The 26,761-nt window shown below is 71.3% G+C and carries 27 protein-coding genes; 11 read left to right on the top strand and 16 right to left on the bottom strand.

Annotated features, from left to right (window positions below; all coding sequences use genetic code 11):
• Positions 1 to 253: 253 nt before the first annotated feature.
• Complete coding sequence (locus tag ABGA98_RS39430; RefSeq protein ID WP_347623574.1) at positions 254 to 2,050, top strand: sugar-binding domain-containing protein; 1,797 nt, start codon at positions 254 to 256, stop codon at positions 2,048 to 2,050.
• Positions 2,051 to 2,127: 77 nt separating this feature from the next.
• Here ABGA98_RS39430 and ABGA98_RS39425 read toward each other — a convergent pair whose 3' ends face one another.
• From ABGA98_RS39425 to ABGA98_RS39410, 4 genes are read right to left on the bottom strand one after another with little or no spacing between them, the layout of a single operon-like run.
• On the bottom strand, positions 2,128 to 2,814 hold the full coding sequence (locus ABGA98_RS39425) for a helix-turn-helix domain-containing protein (protein ID WP_347623573.1): 687 nt from the start codon (positions 2,812 to 2,814) through the stop codon (positions 2,128 to 2,130).
• Positions 2,811 to 4,076 carry a cytochrome P450 gene (locus ABGA98_RS39420; RefSeq protein WP_347623572.1) on the bottom strand — a complete coding sequence of 422 codons (1,266 nt, stop codon included), beginning with the start codon at positions 4,074 to 4,076 and terminating at the stop codon, positions 2,811 to 2,813. The genes ABGA98_RS39425 and ABGA98_RS39420 overlap by 4 nt, the downstream gene beginning before the upstream one ends.
• 22 nt (positions 4,077 to 4,098) lie before the next feature.
• Positions 4,099 to 4,863 carry an alpha/beta hydrolase gene (locus ABGA98_RS39415; protein ID WP_347623571.1) on the bottom strand — a complete coding sequence of 255 codons (765 nt, stop codon included), beginning with the start codon at positions 4,861 to 4,863 and terminating at the stop codon, positions 4,099 to 4,101.
• A gap of 10 nt (positions 4,864 to 4,873) precedes the next feature.
• Positions 4,874 to 5,362: an ATP-binding protein gene (locus ABGA98_RS39410; RefSeq protein ID WP_347623570.1), complete on the bottom strand. Its 489-nt coding sequence runs from the start codon at positions 5,360 to 5,362 to the stop codon at positions 4,874 to 4,876.
• A gap of 672 nt (positions 5,363 to 6,034) precedes the next feature.
• On the opposite strand from ABGA98_RS39410, the gene ABGA98_RS39405 reads away from it, so the two are divergent.
• Entirely contained in the window at positions 6,035 to 6,454 is a 420-nt protein-coding gene (locus tag ABGA98_RS39405; RefSeq protein ID WP_347623569.1) for a DoxX family protein, read from the top strand.
• A gap of 130 nt (positions 6,455 to 6,584) precedes the next feature.
• Here the strand turns inward: ABGA98_RS39405 and sigJ are convergent, their stop codons facing one another.
• From sigJ to ABGA98_RS39380, 5 genes are all read right to left on the bottom strand, one after another.
• A complete protein-coding gene (sigJ, locus tag ABGA98_RS39400; RefSeq protein WP_347623568.1) occupies positions 6,585 to 7,520 on the bottom strand; it encodes an RNA polymerase sigma factor SigJ in 936 nt (311 codons plus the stop codon).
• A 200-nt stretch (positions 7,521 to 7,720) separates the two neighbouring features.
• Entirely contained in the window at positions 7,721 to 8,332 is a 612-nt protein-coding gene (locus ABGA98_RS39395) for a lytic polysaccharide monooxygenase auxiliary activity family 9 protein (RefSeq protein ID WP_347623567.1), read from the bottom strand.
• Positions 8,333 to 8,656: 324 nt separating this feature from the next.
• Positions 8,657 to 10,162 carry a tripartite tricarboxylate transporter permease gene (locus ABGA98_RS39390; protein WP_347623566.1) on the bottom strand — a complete coding sequence of 502 codons (1,506 nt, stop codon included), beginning with the start codon at positions 10,160 to 10,162 and terminating at the stop codon, positions 8,657 to 8,659.
• Positions 10,163 to 10,182: 20 nt separating this feature from the next.
• Positions 10,183 to 10,644 carry a tripartite tricarboxylate transporter TctB family protein gene (locus ABGA98_RS39385; RefSeq protein ID WP_347623565.1) on the bottom strand — a complete coding sequence of 154 codons (462 nt, stop codon included), beginning with the start codon at positions 10,642 to 10,644 and terminating at the stop codon, positions 10,183 to 10,185.
• Between the two features lies 1 nt (position 10,645).
• Positions 10,646 to 11,668, bottom strand: coding sequence for a tripartite tricarboxylate transporter substrate-binding protein (locus ABGA98_RS39380; RefSeq protein WP_347623564.1), 1,023 nt, complete (start codon positions 11,666 to 11,668; stop codon positions 10,646 to 10,648).
• 168 nt (positions 11,669 to 11,836) lie between these two features.
• Here ABGA98_RS39380 and ABGA98_RS39375 point away from each other — a divergent pair, with 168 nt between their 5' ends.
• A complete protein-coding gene (locus ABGA98_RS39375) occupies positions 11,837 to 12,520 on the top strand; it encodes a response regulator transcription factor (protein WP_347623563.1) in 684 nt (227 codons plus the stop codon).
• Between the two features lie 6 nt (positions 12,521 to 12,526).
• Positions 12,527 to 14,050, top strand: coding sequence for an ATP-binding protein (locus ABGA98_RS39370; RefSeq protein WP_347623562.1), 1,524 nt, complete (start codon positions 12,527 to 12,529; stop codon positions 14,048 to 14,050).
• A gap of 56 nt (positions 14,051 to 14,106) precedes the next feature.
• On the opposite strand, the gene ABGA98_RS39365 is transcribed toward ABGA98_RS39370, so the two are convergent.
• The 5 genes from ABGA98_RS39365 to ABGA98_RS39345 form a co-directional block, all read right to left on the bottom strand.
• Positions 14,107 to 15,081, bottom strand: a complete 975-nt coding sequence (locus ABGA98_RS39365) for a TAXI family TRAP transporter solute-binding subunit (protein ID WP_347623561.1) — start codon at positions 15,079 to 15,081, stop codon at positions 14,107 to 14,109.
• Positions 15,082 to 15,234: 153 nt separating this feature from the next.
• Positions 15,235 to 16,053, bottom strand: a complete 819-nt coding sequence (locus ABGA98_RS39360; protein ID WP_347623560.1) for a sugar nucleotide-binding protein — start codon at positions 16,051 to 16,053, stop codon at positions 15,235 to 15,237.
• Between the two features lie 63 nt (positions 16,054 to 16,116).
• The gene (locus tag ABGA98_RS39355) at positions 16,117 to 17,070 is read right to left on the bottom strand and encodes a DUF3500 domain-containing protein (RefSeq protein ID WP_347623559.1); all 954 of its coding nucleotides are present in this window, start codon (positions 17,068 to 17,070) and stop codon (positions 16,117 to 16,119) included.
• A gap of 112 nt (positions 17,071 to 17,182) precedes the next feature.
• Positions 17,183 to 18,004, bottom strand: a complete 822-nt coding sequence (locus tag ABGA98_RS39350; RefSeq protein ID WP_347623558.1) for an alpha/beta fold hydrolase — start codon at positions 18,002 to 18,004, stop codon at positions 17,183 to 17,185.
• Between the two features lie 23 nt (positions 18,005 to 18,027).
• Positions 18,028 to 18,528, bottom strand: coding sequence for an Lrp/AsnC family transcriptional regulator (locus ABGA98_RS39345; protein WP_347623557.1), 501 nt, complete (start codon positions 18,526 to 18,528; stop codon positions 18,028 to 18,030).
• A gap of 106 nt (positions 18,529 to 18,634) precedes the next feature.
• On the opposite strand from ABGA98_RS39345, the gene ABGA98_RS39340 reads away from it, so the two are divergent.
• The 7 genes from ABGA98_RS39340 (at position 18,635) to ABGA98_RS39310 (ending at position 25,389) form a co-directional block, all read left to right on the top strand.
• Complete coding sequence (locus ABGA98_RS39340; protein WP_347623556.1) at positions 18,635 to 19,846, top strand: MFS transporter; 1,212 nt, start codon at positions 18,635 to 18,637, stop codon at positions 19,844 to 19,846.
• A 95-nt stretch (positions 19,847 to 19,941) separates the two neighbouring features.
• The gene (locus ABGA98_RS39335) at positions 19,942 to 20,751 is read left to right on the top strand and encodes a trypsin-like peptidase domain-containing protein (RefSeq protein ID WP_347623555.1); all 810 of its coding nucleotides are present in this window, start codon (positions 19,942 to 19,944) and stop codon (positions 20,749 to 20,751) included.
• Between the two features lie 25 nt (positions 20,752 to 20,776).
• The gene (locus tag ABGA98_RS39330) at positions 20,777 to 21,766 is read left to right on the top strand and encodes a MoxR family ATPase (protein ID WP_347623554.1); all 990 of its coding nucleotides are present in this window, start codon (positions 20,777 to 20,779) and stop codon (positions 21,764 to 21,766) included.
• A gap of 3 nt (positions 21,767 to 21,769) precedes the next feature.
• Positions 21,770 to 22,654: a DUF58 domain-containing protein gene (locus tag ABGA98_RS39325; RefSeq protein WP_347623553.1), complete on the top strand. Its 885-nt coding sequence runs from the start codon at positions 21,770 to 21,772 to the stop codon at positions 22,652 to 22,654.
• 43 nt (positions 22,655 to 22,697) lie between these two features.
• Complete coding sequence (locus ABGA98_RS39320; RefSeq protein ID WP_347623552.1) at positions 22,698 to 23,648, top strand: VWA domain-containing protein; 951 nt, start codon at positions 22,698 to 22,700, stop codon at positions 23,646 to 23,648.
• Positions 23,649 to 24,707, top strand: a complete 1,059-nt coding sequence (locus ABGA98_RS39315) for a VWA domain-containing protein (RefSeq protein ID WP_347623551.1) — start codon at positions 23,649 to 23,651, stop codon at positions 24,705 to 24,707.
• 55 nt (positions 24,708 to 24,762) lie between these two features.
• Positions 24,763 to 25,389: a hypothetical protein gene (locus ABGA98_RS39310; protein WP_347623550.1), complete on the top strand. Its 627-nt coding sequence runs from the start codon at positions 24,763 to 24,765 to the stop codon at positions 25,387 to 25,389.
• A 72-nt stretch (positions 25,390 to 25,461) separates the two neighbouring features.
• Here the strand turns inward: ABGA98_RS39310 and ABGA98_RS39305 are convergent, their stop codons facing one another.
• The gene (locus tag ABGA98_RS39305) at positions 25,462 to 25,866 is read right to left on the bottom strand and encodes an RNA-binding S4 domain-containing protein (protein ID WP_347623549.1); all 405 of its coding nucleotides are present in this window, start codon (positions 25,864 to 25,866) and stop codon (positions 25,462 to 25,464) included.
• A 38-nt stretch (positions 25,867 to 25,904) separates the two neighbouring features.
• Complete coding sequence (locus tag ABGA98_RS39300) at positions 25,905 to 26,588, bottom strand: DUF899 family protein (protein WP_347623548.1); 684 nt, start codon at positions 26,586 to 26,588, stop codon at positions 25,905 to 25,907.
• Positions 26,589 to 26,761 lie beyond the last annotated feature (173 nt).

Raw genomic sequence — 26,761 nt, 5'->3', positions numbered from 1 at the left:
AGCGAGCCGTGATGAGGGCCGGTCACTGACCGCCGAGCCCGGTGGTGGCGGTCACGAAGAACGGCAACACGTAGACGAGCCCGCCCTGGCTCCTGAGGGGTCTTCGACAGGTGCTTCCTCGCAGAGGGTCCGGCCGGCCCTCACAACGGGGGATGGCCGGATGTTGACTCCGGTTGGCGGGAGTGTGGCACACTCTGCTACGTAGCAAAAAGTTTTGTTTTGTCAGTTTTTGTGTTTTCCGGAAGGTTGACAGATGCCGAGTTCCGCCGTGCCCCGACCGGAATACCCCCGCCCGCAGATGGTCCGGCAGGACTGGCTCACCCTCAACGGACCGTGGCAGTTCGAGATCGACGGCGGAGACTCCGGCCTTGAGCGTGGCCTGCGCGAACGTGAGCTCTCCGGGACGATCACCGTCCCCTTCGCGCCGGAGTCGGAGCTGTCCGGCCTCGGGCACACCGACTTCATGGAGGCGGTGTGGTACCGCCGCACCGTGACGATCCCGGCCGCGTGGGCGGGCCGGCGGACGCTGCTGCACTTCGGCGCCGTCGACCACGACGCCACCGTGTGGGTGAACGGCGTCGAGGTGGCCCGCCACCGCGGCGGGTTCTCCCCGTTCACGGCCGACCTGTCGGACGTGGCGCGCCCCGGCGAGGACGCCACGATCGTGGTACGCGCCCGCGACCCCCGCGAGGGACCCCAGGCGCGGGGCAAGCAGTCGACCCGGTACGCGAACTACGAGTGCCTCTACACCCGCACGACGGGAATCTGGCAGACCGTGTGGCTGGAGCCCGTCCCCGACGTGCACCTGCGCCGCCCGCGCATCACCCCTGACGTCGCGACCTCCTCCTTCACCGTCGTCACCCCGCTGTCCGGCAACCGCCCCGGCGGCTCGGTCCGCGTGACCGTCGCCGACAAGGACGGCGCCGTCGCCACCGCGACCGTCCGCGCCGACGTGGACCTCGCCCCCTCCCTGCGCCTGGAGATCCCGCAGGACCGGGTGCGCCTGTGGGAGCCCGGCGACGGCCACCTCTACGACGTGAAGGTCGAGCTGCTCGGCGAAGGCGGCGCCGTCACGGACACCGTCGACAGCTACGCAGGGCTGCGCTCCATCGCGATCGACGGCAAGCGCGTCCTCATCAACGGCCGTCCCGTGTTCCAGCGGCTCGTCCTCGACCAGGGCTACTACCCCGACGGCCTCATGACCGCGCCCAGCGACGCCGCGCTGCTGCGGGACATCGAGCTGGCGCTGGCCGCGGGCTTCAACGGGGCGCGCCTGCACCAGAAGGTGTTCGAGGAACGATTCCTCTACCACGCCGACCGGCTGGGCTACCTGGTGTGGGGGGAGTTCGGCGACTGGGGCGCCCACGACGGGCGCGAGCAGCGGCCGACCGCGTCCTTCATCACGCAGTGGCTGGAGGTCCTGGAACGGGACGTCTCACACCCGTCGATCATCGGCTGGTGCCCGCTCAACGAGACCCGGCAGGCGATCCACGACCACGTCTCCCAGCTCGACGACGTCACCCACGGCATGTTCCTGGTCACGAAGCTCGCCGACCCCACCCGCCCGGTCATCGACGCGTCCGGCTACAGCCACCGGGCGCCGGAGACCGACATCTACGACTCGCACAACTACGAGCAGGAGCCCGCCGCCTTCGCCGACCTGATGTCCGGCCTGAAGAGGGACGAGCCGTTCGTCAACGACGCCGACGGCCGGCCCATCTCCGTGGCGTACCGGGGGCAGCCGTACTTCGTCAGCGAGTATGGCGGGATCTGGTGGAATCCCGAGCTGGCCGGGACCGATCAGCGGGCGGACCGGCAGACGTCCTGGGGATACGGGCAGCGGGTGCGGACCGAGGACGAGTTCCACGCGCGGTTCGCCGGGCTGACCGAGGTGCTGCTGGATGATCCGGACATGTTCGGATACTGCTACACGCAGCTGACCGACGTGTTCCAGGAGGAGAACGGCATCTACCGGTTCGACCGGACGAACAAGCTGGACGTGGAGCGGGTGCGCGAGGTCCAGACCCGGACCGCCGCCTCCGAACGCTGACCTCAACACCGGCTCAACACGTCCTCAACGCGCGCGTACGGACACTGCCGTCATGCGCCGGCCCGCGCGCGCGGTCGCTAGAGGAACCGGGAGATCTCCCTCGCGGCGTTGAGCACGATCGGGGCGATCTCGTCGGCGTCCCGCTCTCCGATGGTCACCATGCCCACACTCGCGTGGGCCGGGCGTCCCGCGATGGAGATCGGGGCGGCGACACCCCAGGCACCCGGCTGCAGCTCGCCTTCGGTGACCGAGTAGCCGGTGGCGCGGGCCTGCGTGATCTCGGGGCGTTCACCGGGGCGGGGCGGGCGGCCCGCCAGGATCGCGATCCCCGAGGCGGCGCGGTTCGAGGGGTGCCTGGTGCCCGCGCGATAGGTGACGTGGATCTGCGAGGCGCGCGGCTCGGCCACGGTGAGCACGACCGCCTGGCTCTCGTCGATGTCGAGCACTGTGATGAACGCGGTGGCGTTGCAGGTGTCGGCCAGCACCTGCAACGCGGCGGAGGCCGCGCTGCGCAGCCGGTGCTGCACGGCGGCGTTGAGCTCGACGATGCCGAGGCCGAGGGTGAAGCGGTTGCCGACCCGGGCGGCCAGCCGGTGGTTGCCGAGCGCGACGAGGTGACGGGAGACCGCGTTGCGGTGGATCCCGGCCAGCTGCGCGAGCTCGGTGATCGTCAACCCGTCCGGATGGTCCTTCAGGATCTCCAGCAGCCGCAGGCCGGTGTCGATCGTCTTCGACACCGCCGTGCCGGGCTGGTCGGCGGTCATTCGGCGCCCAGCCTGGGTGCGGGGGTGTAGTGCAGCGGCAGGTGCTTGACGCCGCCGATGAAGTTCGACACCAGCCGCTCGGGAGGCCCGGCGAGCCGCACGTCCGGCAGCCGCCAGAGCAGCTCCCGGTAGAACGTGCGCAGCTGCAGCCGGGCGAACCGGGCGCCGAGGCACACGTGCGGCCCGTCCCCGAAAGAGACGTGGTCGTTGGGCCGGCGCGCTATGTCGAAACGCATCGGGTCGGGGAAGCGCCGTTCGTCGAAGTTGGCCGCTCCGTGGAAGACGACGACCTTGTCCCCTGCGGCGATGGGCTGCCCGGCCAGCACCACGTCGCGTACGGCGGTGCGGCGGAAGCTGAGCACCGGCGGATGCCAGCGCAACATCTCCTCGACGGCCGTGTCGAGCAGCTCCGGGTCGTCGAGCAGCCGGCGATGCCGGCCCGGATGGCCGAGCAGCGCGGCCAGCCCGCCGGGCAGGGCCGACCGCACGGTGTCGTTGCCCGCGATGACCAGGAGGAAGAAGAACATCGACAGCTCGGGATCGGTGAGACGCTGCCCGTCCACCTCGGCCGTGGCCAGCGCGGTCATGAGATCGTCCGCCGGCTCCCGGCGCTTGCGGGCGGCGAGCGCGTGGGCGTACTCGAACATGTCCTTGAGCATCGCCGGGGAACGGGGGTTGACCGGTTTGCCGTCCGGGCCGCGCTCGACGGTCGCGTGGTCGGGATCCTGGTAGCCGATCACGCGGTTGGTCCACTCCAGGATCAGGCCGCGGTCGGCGAGCGGGATGCCGAGGAGATCCGCGAGGTTGTGGATCGGGTAGTCATCGGTCACGTCCACCGGCAGGTCGCACTCGCCCCGCTCGGAGATCTCGTCGATGAGCACCCGGGCCCGCGTCGCGATGCCGGCGGCGAAACGTTCGACGCGCCTGGGGGTGAACACGCCGGAGACGATCCGCCGGAGCCGGCCGTGATCCGGCGGATCGAGGTTGAGCATCATCCGCCGGATGAACGACAGGTCGGCCGGGTCGGGGTCGCGGATCTGGGTGGCGCCGAGCCAGGAACTGAACTCGCTGGGCGACCGCAGGACGCGCACGACGTCCGCGTGGCGGGTCACCGCCCAGAACCCGGGCCCGGCCGGCCAGTCGCCGACCTCGTGCTCCTCCTGCCAGTGCACGGGGTGGTGGTCACGTAGCAGGCGGTACGTCTCGTGCGGGATGCCCTGTGCGTAGATACGCGGGTCGAACACGTTGACCGTCGTACTCACGGGCAACCCTCCAAGGGATCGGTCAGGCGGCCAGGAAACGTTCGATGGCCGACACGAGGGCCAGCGGCGTCTCGTCCATCGCGTAGTGGCCGGCGTCGGCGAAGGTCAGCAATTCGGCGTCGGTGTACCACTGCAGCCAGGTGCCCCGCATGACGTCGGCGGAGAGCGCGGGGTCGTGCTCGCCGGCGATGACGAGCACCGGCGTGGCGGAACCGGTCACCTCGGTGTGGAAGTCGGTCTTGGCCCAGGCGTCCAGGTACGCACGGTAGGCCGTCACCGTGGAGTTGCCCAGCGAGCCGGCCACCATCTGGTCGAGCCACACGCCGGGAAGCCGGTTGCCGGTGGTGAGGTCGATGATGGCGCGCCGGTTGCCGGGTTCCTCGGCGGACCCGGCGAACAGCGCCCAGCTCTGGTCGTCGAACGGCACGCCGGAGGCAGGCACCGGGGAGATGCCGACGAGCTTGCTCACCCGCCCGGGCGCGTCCAGCATCACGCGCTGCATCGCCGTCCCGCCCATCGAGTGACCGACCAGGGAGAACGTCTCCCAGCCCAGCTTGTCGGCGAGCGCGATCACGTCGCCGGAGATCTCGGCGAGGGAGTACTCGCCGGTGAGGTCGCGCGCCTCACCGTACCCCCGGTAGTCGGGGAAGGCGTAGCTGAACGCGTCGCCGTCCAGGTAGGGCTTGATGTTGCTGAAGGAGGTGCGGTCGCCGAACCAGCCGTGCAACACGATCACGTGGTGCTGCCCGGAGCCGGTGACGTCGTGGGGGAGGGCGACGGGGGCCATGGTGTTCTCCTTAGCGTTCGTGGCAACCGGATGGGTCGGCGGGCGGCATCTCGCTCGCGGGCTGGGCGCCGCCGTGGCACTGCAGGCTGAACCAGACGTACTTGCCGTTCTCGTGCTGGACCGCGCCCCACTGGTCGGCCTGCGCCTCCACCAGGAACAGGCCGCGCCCGCTCTCGGCGAAGAAGTCGGGAGCCCGGCGCGTGGGGAGGGTCGGGTCGTGGTCGCAGACCGCCAGCCAGATCGTGGTGGCTCCGGCCCGTACGTTGATCCTGATCCCCGAGGATCCGCACGGTGGCGGGGCGGCGTGCTGGACCGCGTTCGTGACCAGCTCGCTGGTCAGCTCGGCGATCGTCGCCTCGTTCGCGGGGGAGAGCGGCAACTTCCAGGAGGTGAGCATCCCCGCCACCCAGCGGCGGGCGATGGATGAGGCGATCGGCGAGCAGGGCAGATCGCACCAGCGGGAGAGCAGCCGGGTCGTGGAATCGGTGAGGACGTTCACGGCGCGCTCGCTCTCGCCGGCAGCAGATGGCAGGTCAGTGCGCCGCCGGTGCGGGCTCCCGATCCCACGCCGCCCTTCATGGGGCGCTTGGGGGTGCGTCCGGCCTCGGGTTTCAGGGGATCAATCGCGAACACGGCGTGGGCTTCTCCCGGATGCCCAAATAATGGGCGCGATGGTCAAAAAACGGGCGTGCAGCGAGGAAAGCATCGGCCGGAACAGGGTCGATGTCAATGCGATTGACAGAAAAAGTCGATCATTCGTCACGACGATTGCGAAGGCGCTGCCGTGATGTCCCGTTTGCGGCGAAATGCCGCATGTCCCTCGCCGGGGCCGGGCGCACGTCGGGCGCGGAACCGGCCATCGGTCCCGCGCCCGCCTCTGTGCCCCGGCGGCGGCTCACCGCCGCTGGGTGATCTCCTCTGCGGGTTCCTGTACGGGCTCCCGTTCGGGCTCCTCGGCCGTGCGACGGCCGGGCCGGACCCGTGCGCGGATGAAAGTTTCATGGGCCGGAATATTAACGAAGGAAGTGTCCGGCCATTTGGCGCGCATATCGGGCGTTCGCCGGCGGACTCTCCGGCTGGCACGTAGTTGACATTTGTACTTGTTTTTGGAGAACCTATTTGGGAGCGCTCCCATGATTGGTTCCGAACCTCCTCTTGAAAGGACACATCGGTGGATTCACTGCTCAAGAATCAGGGGCTCTTCCTGGCTCTGTACCGGATCGTGATAGGGCTGCTGTTCGCCTGCCACGGCGCGGCGACACTCTTCGGCGTGCTGGGCGGTCCGCAGGGCGCGGTGCCCGGCATCGGCCAGTGGCCCGGCTGGTGGGCGGCGGCCATCCAGCTGGTCGGCGGCGTGCTCGTCATGCTCGGCCTGGGCGCGCGTGCCGCCGCCGTCATCTGCTCAGGCAGCATGGCCTACGCCTACTTCTTCGTCCACCAGCCGCAGGCGCTCTTCCCCATCCAGAACGGCGGGGAGAAGGCCGCGCTCTTCTGCTGGGGTTTCCTGCTCGTCGCCGTCCTCGGCCCCGGACGCTGGGCGCTGTCCACGCTGCTGGCCCCCTCGCGCCCGCTCGCACACGAAAGGAAATGACAACCCGCGACAGATCCGTACGGGCCCATTGTCATTCCCGGCACGGGCGCTATTCCTGGCCGCCGGAATTCCTCGCGCACGCGAAAACCCGTCCGGGTGATTCAGATATTCACCACGACTCGGCCTCCGGTCAGATTTCTGTCCAAGGCCGGAGCTTTTCCGGATTGAGCACGGCCCAGATGCACTTGATCCGGTCGCCTGCGACGTCGAACGCCATCACCGCGACGGTGGCGCCGTCCTGCTGGGCCACCAGCCCGGGCCGGCCGTTGACCGTGCGCTCCAGGATGGCCACGTCGGGCGCCAGGCGGGCGATCTCGACGAAGCGCCGCGCGAGGCGCTCGCGGCCCTCGATCGGGCGGAGCACGGCGTTGACGACTCCGCCGCCGTCGGCGGTGCCCGTGACGTCGGGGTCGAGGAGGTTGACCAGGGCGTCGATGTCCTTGGCCTCCCACGCCCGCTTGAAGTCCCTGACGATGCCGGCCTGCCGGGCCGCGGGCGCCGCGGGCGGTTGCGCGGCGCGGATGCGGCGGCGGGCCGAGGTGGCCAGCTGGCGGCAGGCCGCCTCAGAACGCCCGACGATCCCGGCGACCTCGGCGAAGGAGTAGCGGAAGACGTCGTGCAGGATGAACGCCACCCGCTGGGCGGGAGTCATGGACTCGAGCACGACGAGGAAGGCCATGTTGACCGACTCGTCGAGGGTGACCCGATCGGCCGGGTCGGTCCCGGTGGCGCCCGGCCGGCCGGCGCTCCACTCCGACTGCTCGGGCAGCGGCTCCGGGATCCATTCGCCCACATAGCGCTCGCGCCGGGCCCGCGCCGAGCCGAGCAGGTCGAGGCAGATGCGGCTGGCGACCGTCGTCAGCCAGGCGCCGGGGGAGTCGATGGCGTCCTGCTGCTGCCGGGACATGGCGTACCAGCGGGCGTACGTCTCCTGCACGACGTCCTCCGCGTCGGCCAGGGAGCCGAGGAGCCGGTAGGCGAGATTGATCAGGTGACGCCGCTCGCTCATGATCGCGCTCAGGCCCGGATCGGGCCGGGCGTGTGCCGGCTCGGATGGGGTGGTCATGGTGCCGCGGCTCCCTCGGTTCGCATCTGTCCTTACCCGTTCGACGAGACACGGCACCGAACTGTGAGGACGACGCGCCACCTGCGTTCCGCGGCCCGCGGCATGGCCCGCCGAGCGACCGTGCCCCCGCCGAAGTCACCCGGCGGGGACACGTACGGTGGCGGCGTCGGGCCCGTCAGTGTGCCGGGGCCGTCGGGTTCTCAGGAGAAGGTGACGTCGCTGCAGATGTAGTACACCTGGTCCATGTGCGAGGCCTGCCAGATGGTGAAGACGACGTGGCGTCCGCTGCGGCCGGGCGCGCTGGCGTTGAAGGTGATGTTCTGGCTCGGGGCGTAGCGGCCGGTCTCGCGTACGAGTTCCAGGTTGCCCCAGGTGAGCGGCTGGGTGGCGGGGTTGAAGCCCTGGCGGGTGACGTAGACGCGGAAGTAGTCGGCGCCATGGCTGGCCTGGTCGTACAGGTGGAGCTGGAAGTCGGTGCCGATGGGGGTGGTCTTCCACTCGCCCACGGCGTCGAGCGAGTTGTAGCGGCCGCCCTCGGTCCGGCCCCCGCTGCAGAGCTGGCCGTCGGGGACGGCTGCCTGGTGGTGGCCGCCGACGTTGTTGCGGTAGAGGCCGTTCCAGTTCCACATGGCGTTCGGGTTGTCCTGCCAGGCCTGCCAGCACATGGGGTCTTCCTGCTGCATGGCCGGGTTGAGATGGTCGTCGCCCCAGCGCAGCCAGCAGCCGTAGTTCCGGGAGGCGGGGTTGATGATCGACCCGTGGGCCGAGGCGGACTGGGCCCACGGCAGGAGGCAGAGCAGGGCCGTGGCCATGATAGTGAGGACGCGAAGCGCCCGGCGGGCGGGTACGGCGGACTGGTGTGGTTGCATTGTGCGTTCTCCGTCTGTCCGGCGTTGGTGGTCCGGGATGATGGGAGCGCTCCCAACCGTCGCTGTTACCTGTCGACGTGGAGGCAACGGTTGACTGCTACCTTCACGGGCAGCCTTGCCGACTGTCAACACGGGTGTGCTCGTACGGGGCGCTCGCGTGTCCCCGTACGAGCCGTGAGCAGCGTGGATGCCTCGGCCGGCCATCTGGCGTGGATGAAATTTCATGAAAGACAGTGCGGGCGAACCCGCCGCCGGAGGTCGGCGAGCCTAGTCGTCCTCGGTGAACACCATTTCGCGGCGCCTGCGGATCGCCGGGAGGACGGCGACGACGAGCGCCGCCAGAGCCACGGCCAGCAGCACCGCGGAGATCGGCCGGGTCAGGAAGACCGTCGCGTCGCCGCGGGAGATGATCATCGCCCGCCGCAGGTTCTCCTCGAGCAGGGGCCCGAGGACGAAGCCGAGCAGCAGCGGCGCCGGCTCGCAGCCGCACTTGATCAGGATGTAGCCCAGGAGCCCGAAGAGCACGATCGCGTAGACGTCGAACGCGTTGAACCCCAGCGAGTACGTCCCGATCGAGGCGAACAGGATGATCATCGGGAACAGCACCTGGTACGGGATGCGCAACATGCGCACCCACATGCCGATCAGCGGCAGGTTCAGCAGCACGAGCAGCACGTTGCCGATCCACATCGACGCGATCAGGCCCCAGAACAGCGCGGGCTCGTCGGTGATGACGTTCGGGCCGGGTGTGATGCCGTGCACGATGAACGCGCCGACCATCAGCGCCATCACCGGATGGGCGGGCAGCCCGAGGGTGAGCAGCGGGATGAACGACGTCTGCGCGGCCGCGTTGTTGGCCGACTCTGGGCCGGCGACGCCCTCGATCGCGCCGTGCCCGAACTCCTGCCGCCGCTTCGAGATGCGCTTCTCGACGGCGTACGAGGTGAACGAGGCCAGCACGTGGCCACCGCCGGGCAGGACGCCGAGCGCGGCCCCGAGACCGGTGCCCCGCAGGATCGGGCCGACGATGCGGCGCCGGTCCTCGCGGGTGGGCCAGAGGTTCTTCACCTTGCTGACGATCGCCGTGCGGGTCTGCTCGTTCTCCAGGTTGCGCAGGATCTCGGCCACGCCGAACATGCCGACGGCGACCGACACGAAGTCGATGCCTCCGTACAGCTCGCGCTGGCCGAAGACGAACCGGGGCGTGCCGGTGTAGATGTCCTGGCCGACCGTGCCGAGCAGGACGCCGAGGAAGATCATCGCCAGTGCCTTGATCGCGTTGCCGCGCGCCAGCGCGATCGACACGATCAGGCCGAGCAACACCAGCGAGAAGTACTCGGCCGGGCCGAACTGCAGCGCGACGCGGGCCAGCGGCGGGGCCGCGACGGCGAGCGCGACGGTGGCGATCGTGCCCGCGATGAACGATCCGATCGCGGCGGTGGCCAGCGCCGGGCCGGCCCTGCCCTGCCGGGCCATCTCGTGCCCGTCCAGCGCGGTGACCGCCGCCGACGACTCGCCGGGCAGGTTGATGAGGATGGCGGTCGTCGAGCCGCCGTACTGCGCGCCGTAGTAGATGCCGGCCAGCATGATCAGCGCCGTCACCGGCTCGAAGTTGAACGTGATCGGCAGCAGCATCGCCACCGTCGCCGTCGGCCCGATGCCGGGCAGCACGCCGACCGCCGTTCCGAGCAGCACACCCACGAAGCAGTAGAGGACGTTCTGGATCAGGAGGGCCGTCGAGAAGCCCAGGGCGAGGTTGTCGAGAAGTTCCATGCCTCAATCCGGATGTCGCGTCAGAACCCCAGCCACGGGCCCCAGAGCGGGAGCCGCAGCTGAAGGCCGACGACGAAGATGAGCGTGCCGGCCACGGTCAGCCCCGCGGACACGGCCACGGCCGTGAGCAGCCGTACGCGCGAACTGGCCAGCGTGGTGAGCAGGGCGGTCACCGCCGACGCCGGCACGAACCCGAGCCCGCGTACGGTGAATCCGAAGAACACGAGCGCGAGCGTGATGACGGCGACCGCACGCCAGGGGATCCGCCCGAACACGATCGCCTCGCCGGCGACGAGGCCCTTGATGACGATGGCCAGGCCCAGCGCGGCCACGAGCATGCCGACCAGCAGCGGGAAGGCGCCGGGGCCCATCCGCAGGGGGGTGCCCAGCTCGTAGCCGAGCGACCCCACCACGAACGCGCCACCGAGCAGGATGAAGATTCCCCCGGCGAGGACGTCGGGGAAGGACCGGCGGCGCTCCACCTCAGGAGGCCTTGACGCCGGCGTCGGCGATGACCTTGCCCCAGGTGCCGAGCTGCTCTTCGAGCTTGGTCCTGTGCGCCTGCGGGGTCGCGCTCTCGGCCGGGACGGGCGCGGTGCCGAGCTTGGCCATCTGGTCGATGACCTTCTGGTCGGCCAGCGCGGCCTTCAGCGCCTCGGACAACTTCTGCACGACGTCCTGCGGCGTGCCCTTCGGGACGTAGAGCCCGTGCCACACGCTGACCTCCAGGCCGGGCAGCCCGGCCTCGGCCGTGGTGGGCAGGTCGGGCAGGCTCTTGACCCGCTCCGGCGTGGTGACGGCGTACGCCTTGACCTCGCCCGCGGTGATCTGGCCGCTGGTGTTGGTCGTCTGGTCGCACATGAAGTCGACCTGGCCGCCGACGAGGTCGGTCAGCGCCGGGCCGGTGCCCTCGTACGGGACCTCCTGGAGCTTGACCCCGGCGGCGGTCTGGAACAGCAGGCCGCACAGGTGGGACGCGGCGCCGATGCCGGCGTTGGCCAGCGTGACCTTGTCGGCGTTCGCCTTCACGTGGGCCACGAGGTCCTTGAGCGTGGCGGGCGCGAAGTCCTTGCGGGCGACCACCGTCATCGGCACCTCGGTGACGAGCCCGACCGTCTCGAAGCTCTCCAGCGGCTGGTAGCCCAGGTCCTTGTAGAGGGCGGGCGCCGTCGACATGCCGATGTGGTGCATGAGCACGGTGTAGCCGTCGGGTTCCGCCCGCGCGACCTCGCCGGCGCCGACCGTGCCGCCCGCGCCCTCGACGTTCTGCACGACGATCTTGCCGCCGAGCTTGGCGGCCATCGGCTCGGCGATCATGCGGGTGACGGTGTCCGTCGGGCCGCCCGCGCTGAACGGCACGACGATCGTGATGTTGTCGTCCGGGTAGCCGCCGCCGGCGTCGGCGGTGCCCCCACCTCCGTTGCCGGAACACGCGGCGATGAGCGAAACGACGCCGATCGTGGCGATCATCCGCGCGGTGGCCCGGTATCTGCTGGACGTTCTCATGTCGAGGCCTCCTCGTCAGCGCATTCGCATCCGTGGTGAGTGCGCGGCCTCAGTCTGGGCTGGCAGGGACGCGGATAGTGTCAGAGGAATCCCAAGGAATGCACAGGATGTTAGAGAAATCCCAAGAACGGGCTAACGCGGGCGTTTTACCGGGTCGTACAATCCACTATGCGGATCACCATCATCGAGGATGACGACCGCGTGGCGCGGGGTCTGGTGACCGTCCTGGCTCAGGCCGGGTTCGAGGTCCACCGCATCGCCACCGCCGCCGAAGCCGTGCGCGCCGACCCCACCGACGTGGTCCTCGTCGACCTGGGCCTGCCCGACGGCGACGGGCTCGACGTGATCCGCAAGCTGCGCGACCGCCCGGAAACCGCCGTCATCGCCGTGACGGCACGCTCGGAGGAGCACGAGCGCGTACGCGGCCTGCGCGCCGGCGCCGACGACTACATCGTCAAGCCGTTCGGCATCCCCGAGCTCCTCGCCAGGATTGACGCCGTCCTGCGCCGCACCCGGGTGGCCCGCGCCCTCAGCCATCCCGACGAGCCCCTCGTCCTCGGCCCGCTGCGGATCGGCGTCGGCACCCGCGAGGTCACCGTCGACGGCGCCCCCGCGACGCTGACCCGCAAGGAGTTCGAGCTGCTCCTGCTGCTGGCCAGGCGGGCCCCCAACGTGGTGAGCCGCGACGTCATCCTCGACCAGATCTGGGGCGCCACCTGGGAGTCCTCCAGCCGCACCCTCGACACCCACATCGCGGCGCTCCGGCACAAGCTCGGGCCGGCCGTGGCCATCCGCACGATCCACGGGGTCGGCTACCGGCTCCTGGCCGACCGGCCGGAGCCGACCGGCTGACGCGCCATGCACCGTCGCCTGCTCGTCGTCCTGGTGCCCCTCGCGGTGCTGCTCGTCGCGGCGCTCGGGGTGCCCCTCAGCGTCACCGTGGCCGAGCGGGAGATCCAGGAGACGTACGTCGACCGGCTCAACGACGTCGGACGGTTCTCGTCGCTGGCCGAGACCGCGCTCTCGACCGGGCGTACCGAGGCGCTCCAGCAGGAACTGGCTCGCTACCACGAGCTGTACGGCATCCCCGTCGCGGTGATCGACACCTCGGGCACGGTGCTGCTCGGACCCTCGGACGCCTACCAGGAGGCGGCCCGCAAGGAGCCGGCGCTGCCCCGCATCGTGACCGCGGCGCTGGCCGGGGCGAGACCCGAACCCTCAGGGGAATGGGCGCCGTGGGACGACTCCGCACTCGTGGTCGCCGAACCCGTGGGCCGGGACAGCGAGGTCGTCGGCGCCGTCGTGACGATCTCCGACCTGTCGAAGACGCGCTCCCGCATCCTCGCGCGCTGGGCCAGGCTCGCCGCGCTCGGACTGCTGCCGCTGATCGCGCTCGTGGCCGTCGCCTGGCCGGTGTCGGCGTGGGTGCTGCGGCCGGTGCGCGAACTGGACGCGGCCAGCTCGCGCATCTCCCAGGGCGACCTCACGATCCGCGCGGACGCCGAGGCCGGCCCCGCCGAGCTGCGGCGGCTGGCGGAGTCGTTCAACACCATGATGGACGCCGTCGAGAACGCCGTGCAGCGGCAGCGGGCCTTCGTGTCCGACGCCTCGCACCAGCTGCGCAACCCGCTGACCAGCCTCCGGCTCGCCGTCGAGAGCCTGGAACCGCACCTGGGCCCGGCTGACGGGGCCGGCGACGGGCGTCAGGTGTACGCCGTCGCCGTCGACGAGCTGAAAGCCATGCAGCGCATGCTGAACTCGCTGCAGGCCAGCGCGCGGATGGAGAGCATACGGACGGCGTCGCCGGTGGACCTCGACGCGGTGCTGGCGACCCGGGTGGACCGGTGGCGGGCGCTGACGGAGAACGCGGGGCAGACGCTGACGGTCGACGTGCCGCCGGGGCTGCGGCTGCTGGAGCCGTCCGGAGGGCTGGGCAGCATCCTGGACGAGCTGATCAGCAACGCGTTGCGGCTGTCGGACGCGCGGGCGGTGGAGGTGACCGCCCGGGCCGATCCCGGTGCGGCCGGCGGCCCGGGTGGCGGGCCCGGCGGCGGCTCCGGGGCCGGTGGGGTGGTCACGATCGCCGTCCGTGACGACGGACAGGGGATCGACGCGTCCGAGCGGGTCCAGGCGCTACGGCGGTTCTGGCGCTCGCCGCGGCACCAGAACGTGCCGGGGACCGGCCTCGGACTGGCGATCTGCGCCGACCTGGTGGGGGCCGCCGGTGGCGAGTTGCGGCTGGAGGACGGGTTGCCGTGCCCGGCCGGGTCGGGGCACGGATTCGCCGCGGTGGTCGTGTTGCCCGCCGTGCCTCGGGTGGCGTCGTCGCCGGACGCGCCGGCTCCTGCCCCCGCCTGGGACTCGCCTGCGACCTCCGCGTGAGCCTCGCCTGGGACCCCTGAATCCCCCCGCCGGAGACCTCTCGCCGGTGCTCGGGATCAGCGCTTGCGGTCGCGGAACCAGGCGGCCGCGCCCGGATGGAGCGGGATCGACGCGGTGGAGATCCCGGTCCGTACGTTGATCTGCCACGCCTCGGGTACGGCTTCCGGACCGGCCCCTGCGGCGTCGGGCCCGCCGGAGGTGATCGTGCCGGTGTGCGTGAAGATCGTGTCGGTGATGGCGTGGACCAGGTCGTCGGGCAGGTCGTTGCGCGCGAGAAGCACGTTCGGGACGGCGATCGTGCGGGTGGCGGGGACACCGGCGTAGGCGGTCGCGGGGATCATGGCCGGAGTGTAGGGACCAGGGAACGCCGTGAAGAGCGCGGGCGCCTGCTCGTCCAGGTGGATCAGCCGGATCGCGTGTTGCCGGGCCAGCTCCGTGATGGCGGGTGTCGGGACGCCGGTCAGGGAGAACATCGCGTCGATCTCGCCGTCGCGCAGCGCCGCCGCCGATGCGGCCTGGCTGAGGTAGTGGCCGTCGGCGTCCACCGGCCCGGACTCCAGGACCCGCAGGGAGGTGAACTCGGTGCCCGAGTCGTGGGCGCCGAGGGAGACCCGCTTGCCTTCGAGGTCGCGGAACTCCTCGATCGGCGAACCGGCCATGACCACGAGGTGCAGGTGGCTCTCGTAGAGCCGGCAGATCGCCGAGAGCCCCTCGGGAGCGCTGCCGTCGGCCATGATCAGCGCGTCCAGGCTCGTGAGCCCGAGCTGCACCTCGCCCGCCCGCAACATCCGGATGTTGTCGGTGGACGCCCCGCTCGGCACGGTGCGCACTGTGGCGCCCGGCACCTGCTCGGAGATGTGGCCGGCCAGCGCGCCGCCGATGCGCCGGTAGACCGCCCCCGCCGGCCCGGTGGCCAGTCGCAGGTCGACCTCGTCGGCCTCGGGCTGCCGGCCGCACCCGGCGAGCAGCCCTCCAGCGGCGAGGAGCACCGCCCGCCGGCTGGGCCGCGGCTCCGGTTTCAGCAGCACCATGCCCGCGATTATCCCCTCACCAGGGTGGGGAGATGAGAACCTGCCGGCACCTTGGCCACCTCGTCGGCGAGCAGTCTGTCGTTCAGCGATTCGAAGTGGTCCTCTGCGCACAGGCCGAAGACCTGGCCCGGGTGCGCGGTCACCGGTGCCACGTCACCTCAGGAACTCCCGCGCGCCCCGCAGCCGGGTCCGGAGCCGCCGCTGGGTCATGCCGCACTCCAGGCGCACGTCTACCGGGCCGGGCACGCCGGCGTCCGCTCTCCGGGCGGAGGGCAGCCGGTCGGCGTCGAGGCCGTCGCGCCGGGCGATGAGCCGCCCCAGCTCGTACCGGCTCACCGCGTCGGCCCCGGCGACGTGGTGGATGCCGTGGTGACCGGAGACGGCGAGTTCGAGGAGCGCCGCGGCGAGATCGGCGACGTGCACGGGGCATCGTACGTCGTCGGTGAACAGCGCTCCTCTCGCCCTGCCGGTGGCCAGGGCGTGCACCAGCGCCTCGTGCGGAGAACCGCCGTCACCGATGATCAGGGAGGTCCTGGCCGTCACCGCGCCCGGCGCGATCGTGTGCACGGCGGTCTCGGCGGCGGCCTTGGCGGCGCCGTAGGGGGTGATCGGGTCGGGGACGCACGTCTCGTCGTAACGGATGGCGGCGCCGGAGAAGACCGCGTCGCTGGACACCTGGACCAGGCGCGCACCTGCCGTGGCGGCGGCCAGGGCCACGTGCGCGGCTCCCGTCGCCGTGGTTGCCCAGTCCGTCTGCCGGTAGGCGGCGTTGATCACGACCTCTGGCCGGTGTGCCGAGATGAGCGCCCCGACGTCCTCTCTCCGGCGCACGTCGAGCGGTGACCACGCGACACCTTCCGTCTCTCCTGGCCGGGAGAGGTAGGTCGCGGCGACCTCGTGTCCGGCCGTCGAGCACTGCCGGGTGAGTTCGCCGCCGAGCAGGCCGCTGCCGCCGACGATGAGGAACCTCATAGCGGGCCACCGTAGACGATCCTCCTGTACCAAGATCGTTGCCGGCACCGGTGCGTGGGGCGGTCAGTGGTGTTCGGCGTAGTGGCGTGCGAGCAGGTCCTCGCCCCAGTCGTTGCGCAGGTCGCGCCACACGGAGTGGATGTGGTTGGCGTCGTCCTGGGTGTTGTCGTACTCCAGCAGGAACGTGGGCCCGGCGACGCAGTAGTAGTGGCCCTGCCCGCGCTGGTCGGATCCCATCCAGGCGAACGTCACCTGGTCGAGGCCGGCGTCGAGCACGTCGCGCCAGCAGGTCTCGCCGTGCCATCCTGGGGCGCGGTCGAAATAGCGGCGGATCAGGCGTTCGAGCAGATCCTTGGACGACGTGGACATGTCGGCGCGGGACAGCCCGCGAGGGATGCGGCCGGGATCGGCCACGGGGTCGTTGCGGGTGAGGACGTCGTCGGGGGCCACCTGGCTGGTGACCGCGATCGAGCGCTGATGTGGCGCGAGGTCGGCGAGCAGCGCCCGGCCCAGCTCCTCCTCTTCGGCGAGCAGCCGCAGACCCCGCTTCGGCCCGGACAGGACCATGGCCGGTTCGGCGCCGAGGAAGCTCGGCGTGACGGCGATCGCGTCGCCGGCGACCGTGATGTGCACTGCGAGGTGGTGGCCGTTGACCCGCCACGTCCACGGATCCGCTCCTCCCGGGTCGCCGAAGACCCGGAACCAGTAGCGGTCGCCGTCGATCTCGTCGACGCCGGTCGCCAGCCGGCGCCGGATGCGTTCGAGCTCGATGACGCCTCTCGCCGTGCGCGCGCCGGCCACGCCGCAGCCGGCGTCGAGCAGGGCGAGCGCCAGCTCCTGCTGCCCGGAGGTCATCTCGGCCAGCGGCAGCCCCGGACGGGGCCCCGGCAGGTAGGACCACTCGGTGCGCTTGGGCGAGCCGAACGCCGCCGTCGCCGCGGCCCGTCGCTCGGTGTCGAGCGAACCGATGAAGCGCAGCACCGCCTGGCGCATCGTTCGAACGTCATGGGCACTCATGGAAGCTTCCTTAACGGGAGGAGGGAGCCGTGAAGGTCAGATCTGACGCCACGAACCGCAACATCCTGCAATCTAAACGACAGCAAGCTGGTACGGATCGTCGATCGTCCGTTCACTCCGCCCGCGCGGCGTGGATCGCGCTGAACGCCAGGAGAGGGGCGGCGGTCCGCTCCGGATCCTCCAGAATGGGCGTGTGGCCAAGACCGGGCAGCATCTCGACTGCCGCTCCGGGGACGATGTGATAGCCGGCGGCGGATGAGGATCGCCACCTGCGGTCGTCCTCGCCGAAGATCACCAGCAGCGGCTTGCCGAGCGCCCTCAGCCGATCCGGCAGCGCCCGCTCCTCCAGGTAGGCGCGGGTGGCCTGCATCGTGGTGGTGAACGTGTGGTAGGTCATGCTGCGCACCTCGTCCAGGAACTCATCCGGGATCCGGTAGCCCGCGCGGCTGAAAGCGGGGCCCGCCAGCCGGCGGATCTGCTCGTTGGCCGGCGGCCACTCGGAGGGCCCGATCGCGGCGGTCTCCGGTGCGATGAAGGCGTCCAGGCTCGGGCCGGTGTTGATGAGCGCGAGCGCGGTCACCAGGCCGGGTCGCTGCTCGGAGAGGGCGGTGGCGACCGCGCCCCCGCTGGAATGGCCGGCGACCAGGGCGCGCTTGACGCCGAGCCGGTCCAGTGCCATGCCGACCCGGCGGCCCTGCTCCGGGAGCGCGTAGCTGCGGTCGGCGGGTTTGGCTGACCGGCCGTGCCCGAGCAGGTCGATCCGGATGACGCGATGAGCTCCGGTCAGCATCGGAACCAGCGCGTCCCACGAGCGGGTCGAGGAGGCGGACCCATGGATGAGCAGGAGCGCGGGTGCGTCGCGGGGGCCGTCCTGGCACACGTGGATGTCGCCGTCGTTCAGGGACAACGTCGTAGTCTCCGTGGCCTCGGTCATGCTCCTCGCCCCCGCGCCGCGCGTCACGCGCGAGCGCCCGGGTGAGGGCGCGTCCAGCCCTCCGAGGCGGTCACGCTGCGGCCCCGCGGGGGTGCGGGTTCGACGGCGCGGCCCTCGTACGGTGTCGAGAGCACGACGTGGGAGTTCATCTCGCCGTGCTCGCCGAGCCGTTCGAGCAGCCCTTCCAGGTGCGGCATCGAGGCGACCCGCACCTTGAGCATCGTGCACCAGCTGCCGCTCAGCTTGTGCACCTCGGTGACCTCGGGCAGGTCCTCGGCGGCCGTGGTCTTGAGCAGGCAGCGGCCGTGCGCGCAGCGCATCTGGACGAAGGCCGTCAGCGGCTGCCCGGCGCGGGACGGGTCGATGCGCGCCTGGTAGCCCGTGATCACTCCTGACTCCTCGAGCCGTCGTACGCGTTCCGCCACGGCGGGTGCGGAGAGGTTGACGCGCTGGGCGAGCTTGTTGAAGGAGAGCCGGCCGTCGCGCTGGAGTTCGCCGATGATGCGCCAGTCCGTCCGATCCATCTGTAAAGCCTCGCACGCCTGATTCCTTATGAACCAGTGGTCGATGGCATCGAACTCCGGTTTCTGCCCATTCAACGGCGGATTGGGCGTTCCTATCGTGAAGGCCATGATTGTTGAGGTTCGGGCGGGCGGCGTGACCCGCAGGCGGCGGCCGATGGCGGCACTGTGCTCGGGGACCGCCCTGATGAACGCGGCGATGGCGGTCGCGAGCGCGGCGGGCACGCTGGTCGCGGGGGATCGGCTCGGAGCGGGCTGGGCCGGCGTGCCGGTCACGGCGGGCATCATCGGAACCGGCGCGGGAGCGCTCGTGCTGACCCGGCTGACGGGCCGCGCGGGCCGGCGCGCGGCCCTGGTGACCGGCTACGTCGCGGCGGCGGCGGGAGCCTGCCTGGCGGTCGCCGGGGTCGCAGCGGGTGACATGATCGGCCTGACCGCCGGGATGGTGCTGCTCGGGCTGGGCAACGCCGGGGCGCAGTTGTCACGGTACGCCGCCGCGGAGCTGCATCCGGCGGCGCGGCGGGGGTTCGCCATCGGGGTCGTGGTGTGGTCGGCCGCCATCGGAGCGGTCGGTGGCCCGCTGCTGCTCGACGCGTCCGGTGACACGGCCGCCGGGATGGGGTTCACGTCGCTGGCGGGGCCCTTCCTGCTGGCGTCGCTCGCCTGCGCCGCGGCCGCGCTCGCCTCCGTCGCGGCGCCCTCCCTGCCGGGCCGCCGCGACGGCGCACGGCACTCGCGGGCGCCGGAGGCCATCGCGCCGCGGGTGTCCCTGCGGGCGCTCGCCCGTACGCCGGCCGCGCGGTCCGCGCTGGTCGTCATGGTGTCGGCGCAGGTCGTGATGGTCGCGGTGATGACGGCCGCGCCGCTGGAGATGCACCTGCACGGCGACGGGCTCGGGGCGGTCGGGGTCACGCTGTCCGCGCACACGCTGGGCATGTTCGCGCTGTCGCCGGTGACGGGCCGCTTGTTCGACCGTTTCGGAGCCCGGCCGGTGATGCTCGGCGGCCTGCTCCTGCTGGCCTTCTCGACAGGGATGGCAGCCTTCGCTCCGGTACGTACCGTGGGGCTGTTCCTGCTGGGCTACGCCTGGAACTTGTGTTTCGTCGGCGGCAGCGGCCGGCTCGCCCGGGACCTGCCCGATGCCGAACGGCTGCACGTCGAGGGCGCTGTCGACGCCGCCGTCTGGACCGTCGCGGCGGCTGCCGGCCTCCTGTCCACCATGATCATGTCGGCGGGCGGGTACGGTGCTCTCACCGTGACGGCCTGCGCCGTCGCCGTCCTGGCCACGTTCGCCCAGGTCCGGCCGCGAGGGAGGCGCTGAAGCCGGCCGCGTGCGGGCGGGGCGGGGGCCGGTTCTCATGGAGTTCTCAGGCGGGCTTTGTAGCACTTTCGCCTGAAATTTATGACTATGGGGCGATGGAGCGCGTGCCGCAGGAGGCCGGTGCGGCCGAGGCTCAGCAAGCTCGACGAGCCGTGGCCGGAAAGGCCCGGCGGATGGTCATCGGGGGCGGCGTCCTCGTCGTCGTGGCGTTGCTGGCGTACTGGGCGGGGAGCGGCAGGGGGAACGGCGACGAAGCCGCGCCCAGGCCGAGCCCGACGCCGACGCCCAGCGCGACGCTCGCGGTGCCGGACGTCTTCAAGAGGGTCGGGCCCTCCGTGGTGGTCATCCAGGCAGGGAAGTCGCTCGGCACCGGGGTGATCGCGGCCGACGACGGGACGATCCTGACCGCGCACCACGTCGTCAAGGGCACGAAGAACGTGAACCTGACGTTCGCCGACGGAACCAAGGCGAAGGCCGTGGTGGCGTCGTCGAACCCCGAACGCGACGTCGCCACCCTCAAGCCCGCGAAGCTGCCGGAGATCGTCGTCCCGGCGACGCTCGGCGGCGGCGTGGCCGTGGGCGCGCCCGTCGTGGCGATCGGCAACCCGCTGGGCCTGACGTACAGCGTCTCCACCGGCGTCGTGTCGGGCCTGAACCGCAGCGCCGCCCGGAACGCGGAGGAGGGCGACCTGAGCGGGCTCATCCAGTTCGACGCCTCCGTCAACCCGGGCAGCTCCGGCGGCCCGCTCCTCGACGCGCGTGGCCTGGTCGTCGGGATCGTCGTCTCGATCGCCGACCCGGGAGGCGACCAGGCGTTCGCCGGCATCGCGTTCGCGGTGCCGATCGGCGTGGCCCTGGGCGGCACCGAAGGCGACGGCCCGCCGGGCGACGGGCCCGAGATCTGATCGAAGCCTCACGAGAAGGAAACCCATGACCTCGACCAAGCCCCCCTCGTCGGCCCATCCGCTCGAACACGTGCTGTTCGAGGTCAAACGGACGATCGTCGGGCAGGACGTCCTGCTGGAGCGCATGGCCGTCGCGCTGGTCGCCGACGGTCACCTGCTCGTCGAGGGCGTGCCGGGCCTGGCCAAGACGCTCGCCGTGCGGTCGCTGGCCGCCGCGATCGCCGGGAGTTTCCAGCGCGTCCAGTTCACCCCCGACCTGGTGCCCGCCGACCTCGTGGGCACGCGGGTCTACCACCAGCACTCAGGGGAGTTCAAGACCGAGTTCGGCCCGGTGTTCGCGAACCTGCTGCTGGCCGACGAGATCAACCGCGCCCCCGCCAAGGTGCAGAGCGCCCTGCTGGAGGTGATGCAGGAACACCAGGTGACGATCGGCCGCGAGACCTTCCGGGTGCCCGAGCCGTTCCTCGTCATGGCGACGGAGAACCCGATCGAGTCGGAGGGCACGTACCCGCTGCCCGAAGCGCAGGTCGACCGTTTCATGATGAAGGTGGTCGTCGACTATCCGACGCAGGCAGAAGAGCAGGCCATCGTCGACCGGGCGCTGCGCCCGCCGGAGCCGCCGCAGGCGATGGTGACGGCCGACGACCTGGTCGCGATGCGGGCCCGCGCCCAGGAGGTGTACGTCGATCCGTCGATCGTCGACTACGCGGTCCGGCTGGTCTCCGTGACCCGTTCCCCCGCGACCGCCGGGCTCGGCGAGCTGGAACGGTACGTCACCTACGGGGCCAGCCCGCGGGCGTCCATCGCCCTCGTCACGGGCGCCCGGGCGCTGGCGTTCCTGCGCGGCCGCGACTACGTCCTGCCGCACGACCTGGCCGAGCTCGCGCTCGACGTGCTGCGCCACCGCCTCGTCCTGTCGTACGAGGCCCTCGCGGACGACGTCGACGCCGACACGATCATCACCAGGGTGCTCGGCGCGGTCCGGGCCCCCGACGTCGTCCTGCAGAACCGCTGAGCCATGGCCACCGCCCCCGACAGGCTCCTGCTCCGCCTGGAGTGGAAGGTCGTCCGCAGGCTCGACGGCCGGCTCCAGGGCGCCCACCGCACCACGTACCGCGGCTCCGGGATCGACTTCACCGGGTTGCGCGCCTACGCCGACGGCGACGACGCCCGGCACATCGACTGGAACGTGACCGCGCGGCTGGACGAGCCACACGTACGCGTGTTCACCGAGGACCGCGAGCTGACGGTGTGGCTCGTGCTCGACCGGTCGGCGTCGATGGCGGCGGGCCGGCCGGGACGCGGCAAGCACGACGTGCTCGCCGAGCTCGCGCTCGTCCTGACCCGGCTGTTCGGCCGGGGCGGCAACCGCGTCGGCGCCCTGCTGTTCGACACCGGGATGCTGCGCGTCGTGCCGCCGGGCACCTCGCGGCGGCACGCGCTGCGGATCGGCGCCGAGCTGGAACGCACCTCAGGGACGCGGGCCGGCAGCACCACCGACCTGGCCGAGATGCTCGACGCGGCCGGACGGCTCGCCCGCCGCCGAGCCCTCGTCGTCGTGCTGTCGGACTTCATCGGCGACGGAGACTGGGAACGCTCGCTCCAGCGCCTGACCCGGCGGCACGAGGTGGTCGCCCTGCGGATCGTGGACACCGCCGACGACGTGCTGCCCGAAGCCGGGCTGATCGTGGTCGAGGACGCCGAGACGGGCGAGCAGCTCGTCGTCGACTCCGCCGACCCGCTGCTGCGCGTACGGTTCCGCGAGGCCGTCGACGACCGCGACGCCCGGCTCGCGGCCGGCATGCGCCGGGCCGGGGTGCCCGTGCACCGCGTCGACACCGACCGTGACCTGGCCGAGGCGCTCGTCGAGGTCGTCGCCCGGACCCGGGACCGGCGGACATGACCGAGGCCGCCGGGCGGCGCACGATGTCGGGGAAGGAGACCTCATGACCCTGTCCTCCCCGCTGCTGCTGGCCGTCGGGCTGCTCGTGACGGCGGCGCTCGCCTGGGCGGCCGTCGTCTCGGCGCGCCGGCGGACGGCGGCGCTGGCCGCGGCCGGGGTCGCCGTGACGGGCGGCCGGCGGGCGTACCTCGGAGCCGGGCTGACGATCGCCGGCGTCGGCGTGCTCGCGATCGCCACCGCCGGACCGGCGGCCATGGTGCCGGTGCCGCGCACCGCGGGCACCGTCATCCTCGCCATCGACGTCTCCAACAGCATGGGCGCCGGCGACGTCGCGCCCAACCGGCTGGCGGCCGCGCAGCGGGCGGCCCGCGCGTTCGTGGCGGCACAGCCCGACAGCGTCGACATCGGCGTCGTCGCGTTCGAGCGGGGCGCGCTCACCACCGCGAGGCCCGACGCCGACCACTCCGTCGCGCTCAAGGCCATCGACCGTCTCAGACTCACGGGTGGCACCTCGCTGGGCGCGGCCATCACGGCGGGGCTGTCGGCGATCACCGGCAAGCAGGTGGCCGTCGGCCGCGACGGCGAAACGCCCGACATCGGCTACTGGCCGTCGGCGACGATCGTGCTGTTCTCCGACGGCCAGAACCAGGGCGGCGACGTCGAACGCGCCGCCGAGGTGGCCCAGCGGGCGGGCGTGCACGTCCACACCGTCGGGGTCGGGACCACGGCCGGGGCGACGGTGCAGGTCGACGGCTACCACCTGCAGACCTCGCTGGAGGAGGAACCCCTCACCGTGATCGCGCAGACCACCGGCGGCGCCTACCATCCAGCCTCCGACACCGCGCGGCTCGACGGGATCGCCGACACGATCGATCTCCGGCTCACCGTCTCCGACGAGCCGCTGCCTCTCGCCGGCGGGCTGATCGGGCTCGCCCTCGTGCTGCTCACCGCGGGAGCGGCGCTCACGGTGCTCCGGTCAGGACGGGTGATCTGAATGGTGTTCTCGTGGCCGTGGGCGCTGCTGTCCGTACTGATCATCCCGCTGATCTTCGCCATCCGGTGGTGGGCGCGGCGGCGCCGGCGGCGGGCCGCCGTGCGGGTCACCTCGATCGCGCTCGTACGCAGCGCACTGCCCGGCCGTACCCGCTGGACGCGGAAGATCCCGCCGGTGTTGTTCGTCGCCGGGCTCGTGCTGCTCGTGGTCGGCGCCGCGCGGCCGCAGGCGTCGGTGCCGGTGCCGCAGACGTCGGCGACGATCCTGCTGGCGCTCGACACCTCCGGCTCCATGTGCTCCACGGACGTCGACCCCAACCGCATCACCGCCGCGAAGAAGGCCGCCGCGGAGTTCATCGAGTCGCAGCGGGGCGGGCCGCGCATCGGCCTCGTCACCTTCGCCGGCAGCGCGGGCCTGCTCGTGCCGCCAACCGACGACACGGAGTCGCTGGTCGAGGCGCTGGACGGCCTCACCGTGGGCCGCGGCACCGCGATCGGGCAGGCCATGCTGACCTCGATCGACGCGATCGCGGAGGTCGACCCGTCGGTCGCGCCCACCGGAGCGAACCCGCCCGGCGGCGGGTCAGGGTACGCCGGCGCCGCGATCGTCGTGCTCACCGACGGCGCCAACACCCAGGGCGTCGACCCGCAGACCGCCGCGCAGGAAGCGGCGTTGCGCCGCGTCCGCGTCTTCCCCATCGGCTTCGGCAGCACCGACCCGGCCCCGATGGTCTGCGAGAACACGCAGTTCGACGGCCGCGGCTGGGGCAGCTGGGGCGGCTTCAGCGGACGCGGCGGGTTCGACAGGGGCCGCAACATCCGCATGATCGACGAGCCCGCGCTCAAGCGGATCGCCGAGACCACCGGCGGCACCTACCACCGCGCCGAGAACGCCGACCAGCTCCAAAGCGCCCTCGACGCCCTGCCCGGCACCTTCACCGTCGTCACCCAGCGGGTCGACACGGCCGCCGGCTTCGCCGCCGGCGGCGCCGTCCTCATCACCGCGGCCCTGTCCCTCTCCCTCTGGTGGAACCGCCCCCGGCGCTCGGTTGCAACTTAGGTTGCCTAGCAGTCTGGGACATCATTGTTGAGGTCGCCAAGGAGCAGGAGGAGCAGTGAGCGGGCGCGACACTTACACCATCACCGCGAGTAGGAGCGATGACTGGTGGGCTCTGACCGTCTCCGGACCCGGCCTCAAGCGCGGCTATCCCACACAGGTGAAGCGCTTGGAGCAAGCGGAGGAGATGGCGCGTGACCTGGTGGCCACCATGCTGGATGTGGACGTCTCCGAGATCGACGCCGACTTCGACCTGACCGTGGCCGACGATGAAGTCGCCACAGAGTTGGAAGCCACGCTCTTGACGCGTCTCGCGGCGAGGATCGTCAGAATGAAGGCCGCCGAAGCAACGCAAGCGACAGTGGCTGATCTGGCGCGGAGAGGTTACGTTCACCGCGACATCGGCTACCTGCTGGGCATGTCACATCAGGCCGTCGGGAAGCTGTTGAACGAGACGGAGAAGGAAGAGGTCACCTCCCCCGACGCGACCGACACACCTTCCCCGGCACCGTCCTGCGAGGAGATATCTGATCGGCTGCCCATGACACGCGACACGGAAGCGTTGCTGGCGTCTTATCTGCTCGGGGCAGCCGCAGACGACCCCATGGACCGCAACCTGGACAGACTGAGGGTGCTCGGTGAGCAACTGCGCCACGGCAGACGGCGGAGGCTTACAGACGCCTGATCGCAGAGCTTCTGGGGTGGCATGGCGATCGACAAGGCCGCTGATTGCGCCTGCGCCGGCTGACCAGGTCCGTCACTCGCGGCGGCCCCGCCCCTCTGGCGCCTGGCGGCCGAGGAGCTTCTCGATGCTGCGGCGCTCGCGCTTCGTGGGGCGGCCCGCCCCACGAGCGCGTACGGCCACCGTCACGGTCTCCTCGCGGGGAGGCGGCGGGGGGCTCTTGTCGACGTAGCACTCGGCTGCCACGGGGGCGCCGACGCGCTTGGTGATGATCCGGGAGACGACCACGATGCGTTCGCGGCCCTCGTGCCGCACCCGGATCTCGTCACCGACGCGGACGGCGTGCGCGGGCTTGACCCGCACCCCGTTGACCCGGACGTGACCACCCCGGCAGGCGTCGGACGCGATCGACCGCGTCCTGGTCAGCCGCACCGACCAGATCCAGCTGTCCACCCGGGCACTCACCTGCTCGCCTGCCACCCCGACACTCTACTGAGCCGGGCGGCACCGCAGCATGCTCAGGCGGGGCCGTAGCGGGCGGCGATGTCCTGGGAGCCGGGCCACCGGCTGTAGGTGGGCGACTGGGGCCAGCCGTCGGGCGAGTCCTGCCACTCCTCCTGCCGCCCGTACGGCAGCAGGTCGATCAGCGCGAACGTGTGGCTGAGCTGCTCGGTGCCCCTGCCGTTGGTGTGCCAGGTGCGGTAGACGGTGTCGCCGTCGCGCAGGAACACGTTGACGGCGAAGCCTCCGCCGGGCGGCGCGCCGACGTCGGCGCCGAACGGGCTGTTCGCGGTGGAGTACCAGGTCATCGTGTTCCCGACCCGCCGCTTGTAGGCGAGTGCCTCGTCGATGGGGCCCTGGGTGACGACGACGAACCGGGCGTCGTAGTCGTCCAGGAACTCCGTACGGGTGAACTGCGAGGTGAAACCCGTGCAGCCCGGGCACTGCCATTCCTCGCCCGGGAACCACATGTGGTTGTAGACGATCAGCTGCCGCTTGCCGTCGAAGACGTCCGCCAGCCGGACCGGTCCGTCCTCTCCTTCGAGGACGTAGTCGGGCATCTCCACCATGGGCAGGCGGCGGCGCTGGGCAGCGATGGCGTCGAGTTCCCTGGTCGCGGCCTTCTCCCGGGCACGCAGCGCGTCGAGCTCCCGCTGCCAGGTGCCGGCGTCGACGACGGGTGGGAGTGCTTTCTCACTCATGGTCCCTCACTGGTCATGTGCGTGGTTGTGCGTGTTCAGGAGATAGACCTGCCCCGGGCGCGGAACTCATCGCCGGCCGGGGCAATCAGACGTGCATCGCGTGCAAAACGTGCGTCGTGCACGTTCGTGCAGATCCGTTGACCATCCGTTCACGCGCAGGTCACAGTGGCGCG

The organism is Nonomuraea sp. B1E8 (assembly GCF_039871515.1).
Taxonomy (GTDB): domain Bacteria; phylum Actinomycetota; class Actinomycetes; order Streptosporangiales; family Streptosporangiaceae; genus Nonomuraea.
This window is presented reverse-complemented; position numbering and strand designations above follow the sequence as displayed.

Bases quoted from the DNA above. Each gene is read 5' to 3' on its own strand.
- ABGA98_RS39315 (WP_347623551.1), top strand. From the start codon at position 23,649: ATGGTGTTCTCGTGGCCGTGGGCGCTGCTGTCCGTACTGATCATCCCG.
- sigJ (WP_347623568.1), bottom strand. From the start codon at position 7,520: ATGACCACCCCATCCGAGCCGGCACACGCCCGGCCCGATCCGGGCCTG.
- ABGA98_RS39375 (WP_347623563.1), top strand. From the start codon at position 11,837: ATGCGGATCACCATCATCGAGGATGACGACCGCGTGGCGCGGGGTCTG.
- ABGA98_RS39330 (WP_347623554.1), top strand. From the start codon at position 20,777: ATGACCTCGACCAAGCCCCCCTCGTCGGCCCATCCGCTCGAACACGTG.
- ABGA98_RS39300 (WP_347623548.1), bottom strand. From the start codon at position 26,588: ATGAGTGAGAAAGCACTCCCACCCGTCGTCGACGCCGGCACCTGGCAG.
- ABGA98_RS39395 (WP_347623567.1), bottom strand. From the start codon at position 8,332: ATGGCCACGGCCCTGCTCTGCCTCCTGCCGTGGGCCCAGTCCGCCTCG.
- ABGA98_RS39390 (WP_347623566.1), bottom strand. From the start codon at position 10,162: ATGGAACTTCTCGACAACCTCGCCCTGGGCTTCTCGACGGCCCTCCTG.
- ABGA98_RS39425 (WP_347623573.1), bottom strand. From the start codon at position 2,814: ATGACCGCCGACCAGCCCGGCACGGCGGTGTCGAAGACGATCGACACC.
- ABGA98_RS39365 (WP_347623561.1), bottom strand. From the start codon at position 15,081: ATGGTGCTGCTGAAACCGGAGCCGCGGCCCAGCCGGCGGGCGGTGCTC.
- ABGA98_RS39345 (WP_347623557.1), bottom strand. From the start codon at position 18,528: ATGGATCGGACGGACTGGCGCATCATCGGCGAACTCCAGCGCGACGGC.
- ABGA98_RS39350 (WP_347623558.1), bottom strand. From the start codon at position 18,004: ATGACCGAGGCCACGGAGACTACGACGTTGTCCCTGAACGACGGCGAC.
- ABGA98_RS39335 (WP_347623555.1), top strand. From the start codon at position 19,942: ATGGAGCGCGTGCCGCAGGAGGCCGGTGCGGCCGAGGCTCAGCAAGCT.
- ABGA98_RS39325 (WP_347623553.1), top strand. From the start codon at position 21,770: ATGGCCACCGCCCCCGACAGGCTCCTGCTCCGCCTGGAGTGGAAGGTC.
- ABGA98_RS39360 (WP_347623560.1), bottom strand. From the start codon at position 16,053: ATGAGGTTCCTCATCGTCGGCGGCAGCGGCCTGCTCGGCGGCGAACTC.
- ABGA98_RS39370 (WP_347623562.1), top strand. From the start codon at position 12,527: ATGCACCGTCGCCTGCTCGTCGTCCTGGTGCCCCTCGCGGTGCTGCTC.
- ABGA98_RS39355 (WP_347623559.1), bottom strand. From the start codon at position 17,070: ATGAGTGCCCATGACGTTCGAACGATGCGCCAGGCGGTGCTGCGCTTC.
- ABGA98_RS39320 (WP_347623552.1), top strand. From the start codon at position 22,698: ATGACCCTGTCCTCCCCGCTGCTGCTGGCCGTCGGGCTGCTCGTGACG.
- ABGA98_RS39415 (WP_347623571.1), bottom strand. From the start codon at position 4,863: ATGGCCCCCGTCGCCCTCCCCCACGACGTCACCGGCTCCGGGCAGCAC.
- ABGA98_RS39340 (WP_347623556.1), top strand. From the start codon at position 18,635: ATGATTGTTGAGGTTCGGGCGGGCGGCGTGACCCGCAGGCGGCGGCCG.
- ABGA98_RS39380 (WP_347623564.1), bottom strand. From the start codon at position 11,668: ATGAGAACGTCCAGCAGATACCGGGCCACCGCGCGGATGATCGCCACG.
- ABGA98_RS39430 (WP_347623574.1), top strand. From the start codon at position 254: ATGCCGAGTTCCGCCGTGCCCCGACCGGAATACCCCCGCCCGCAGATG.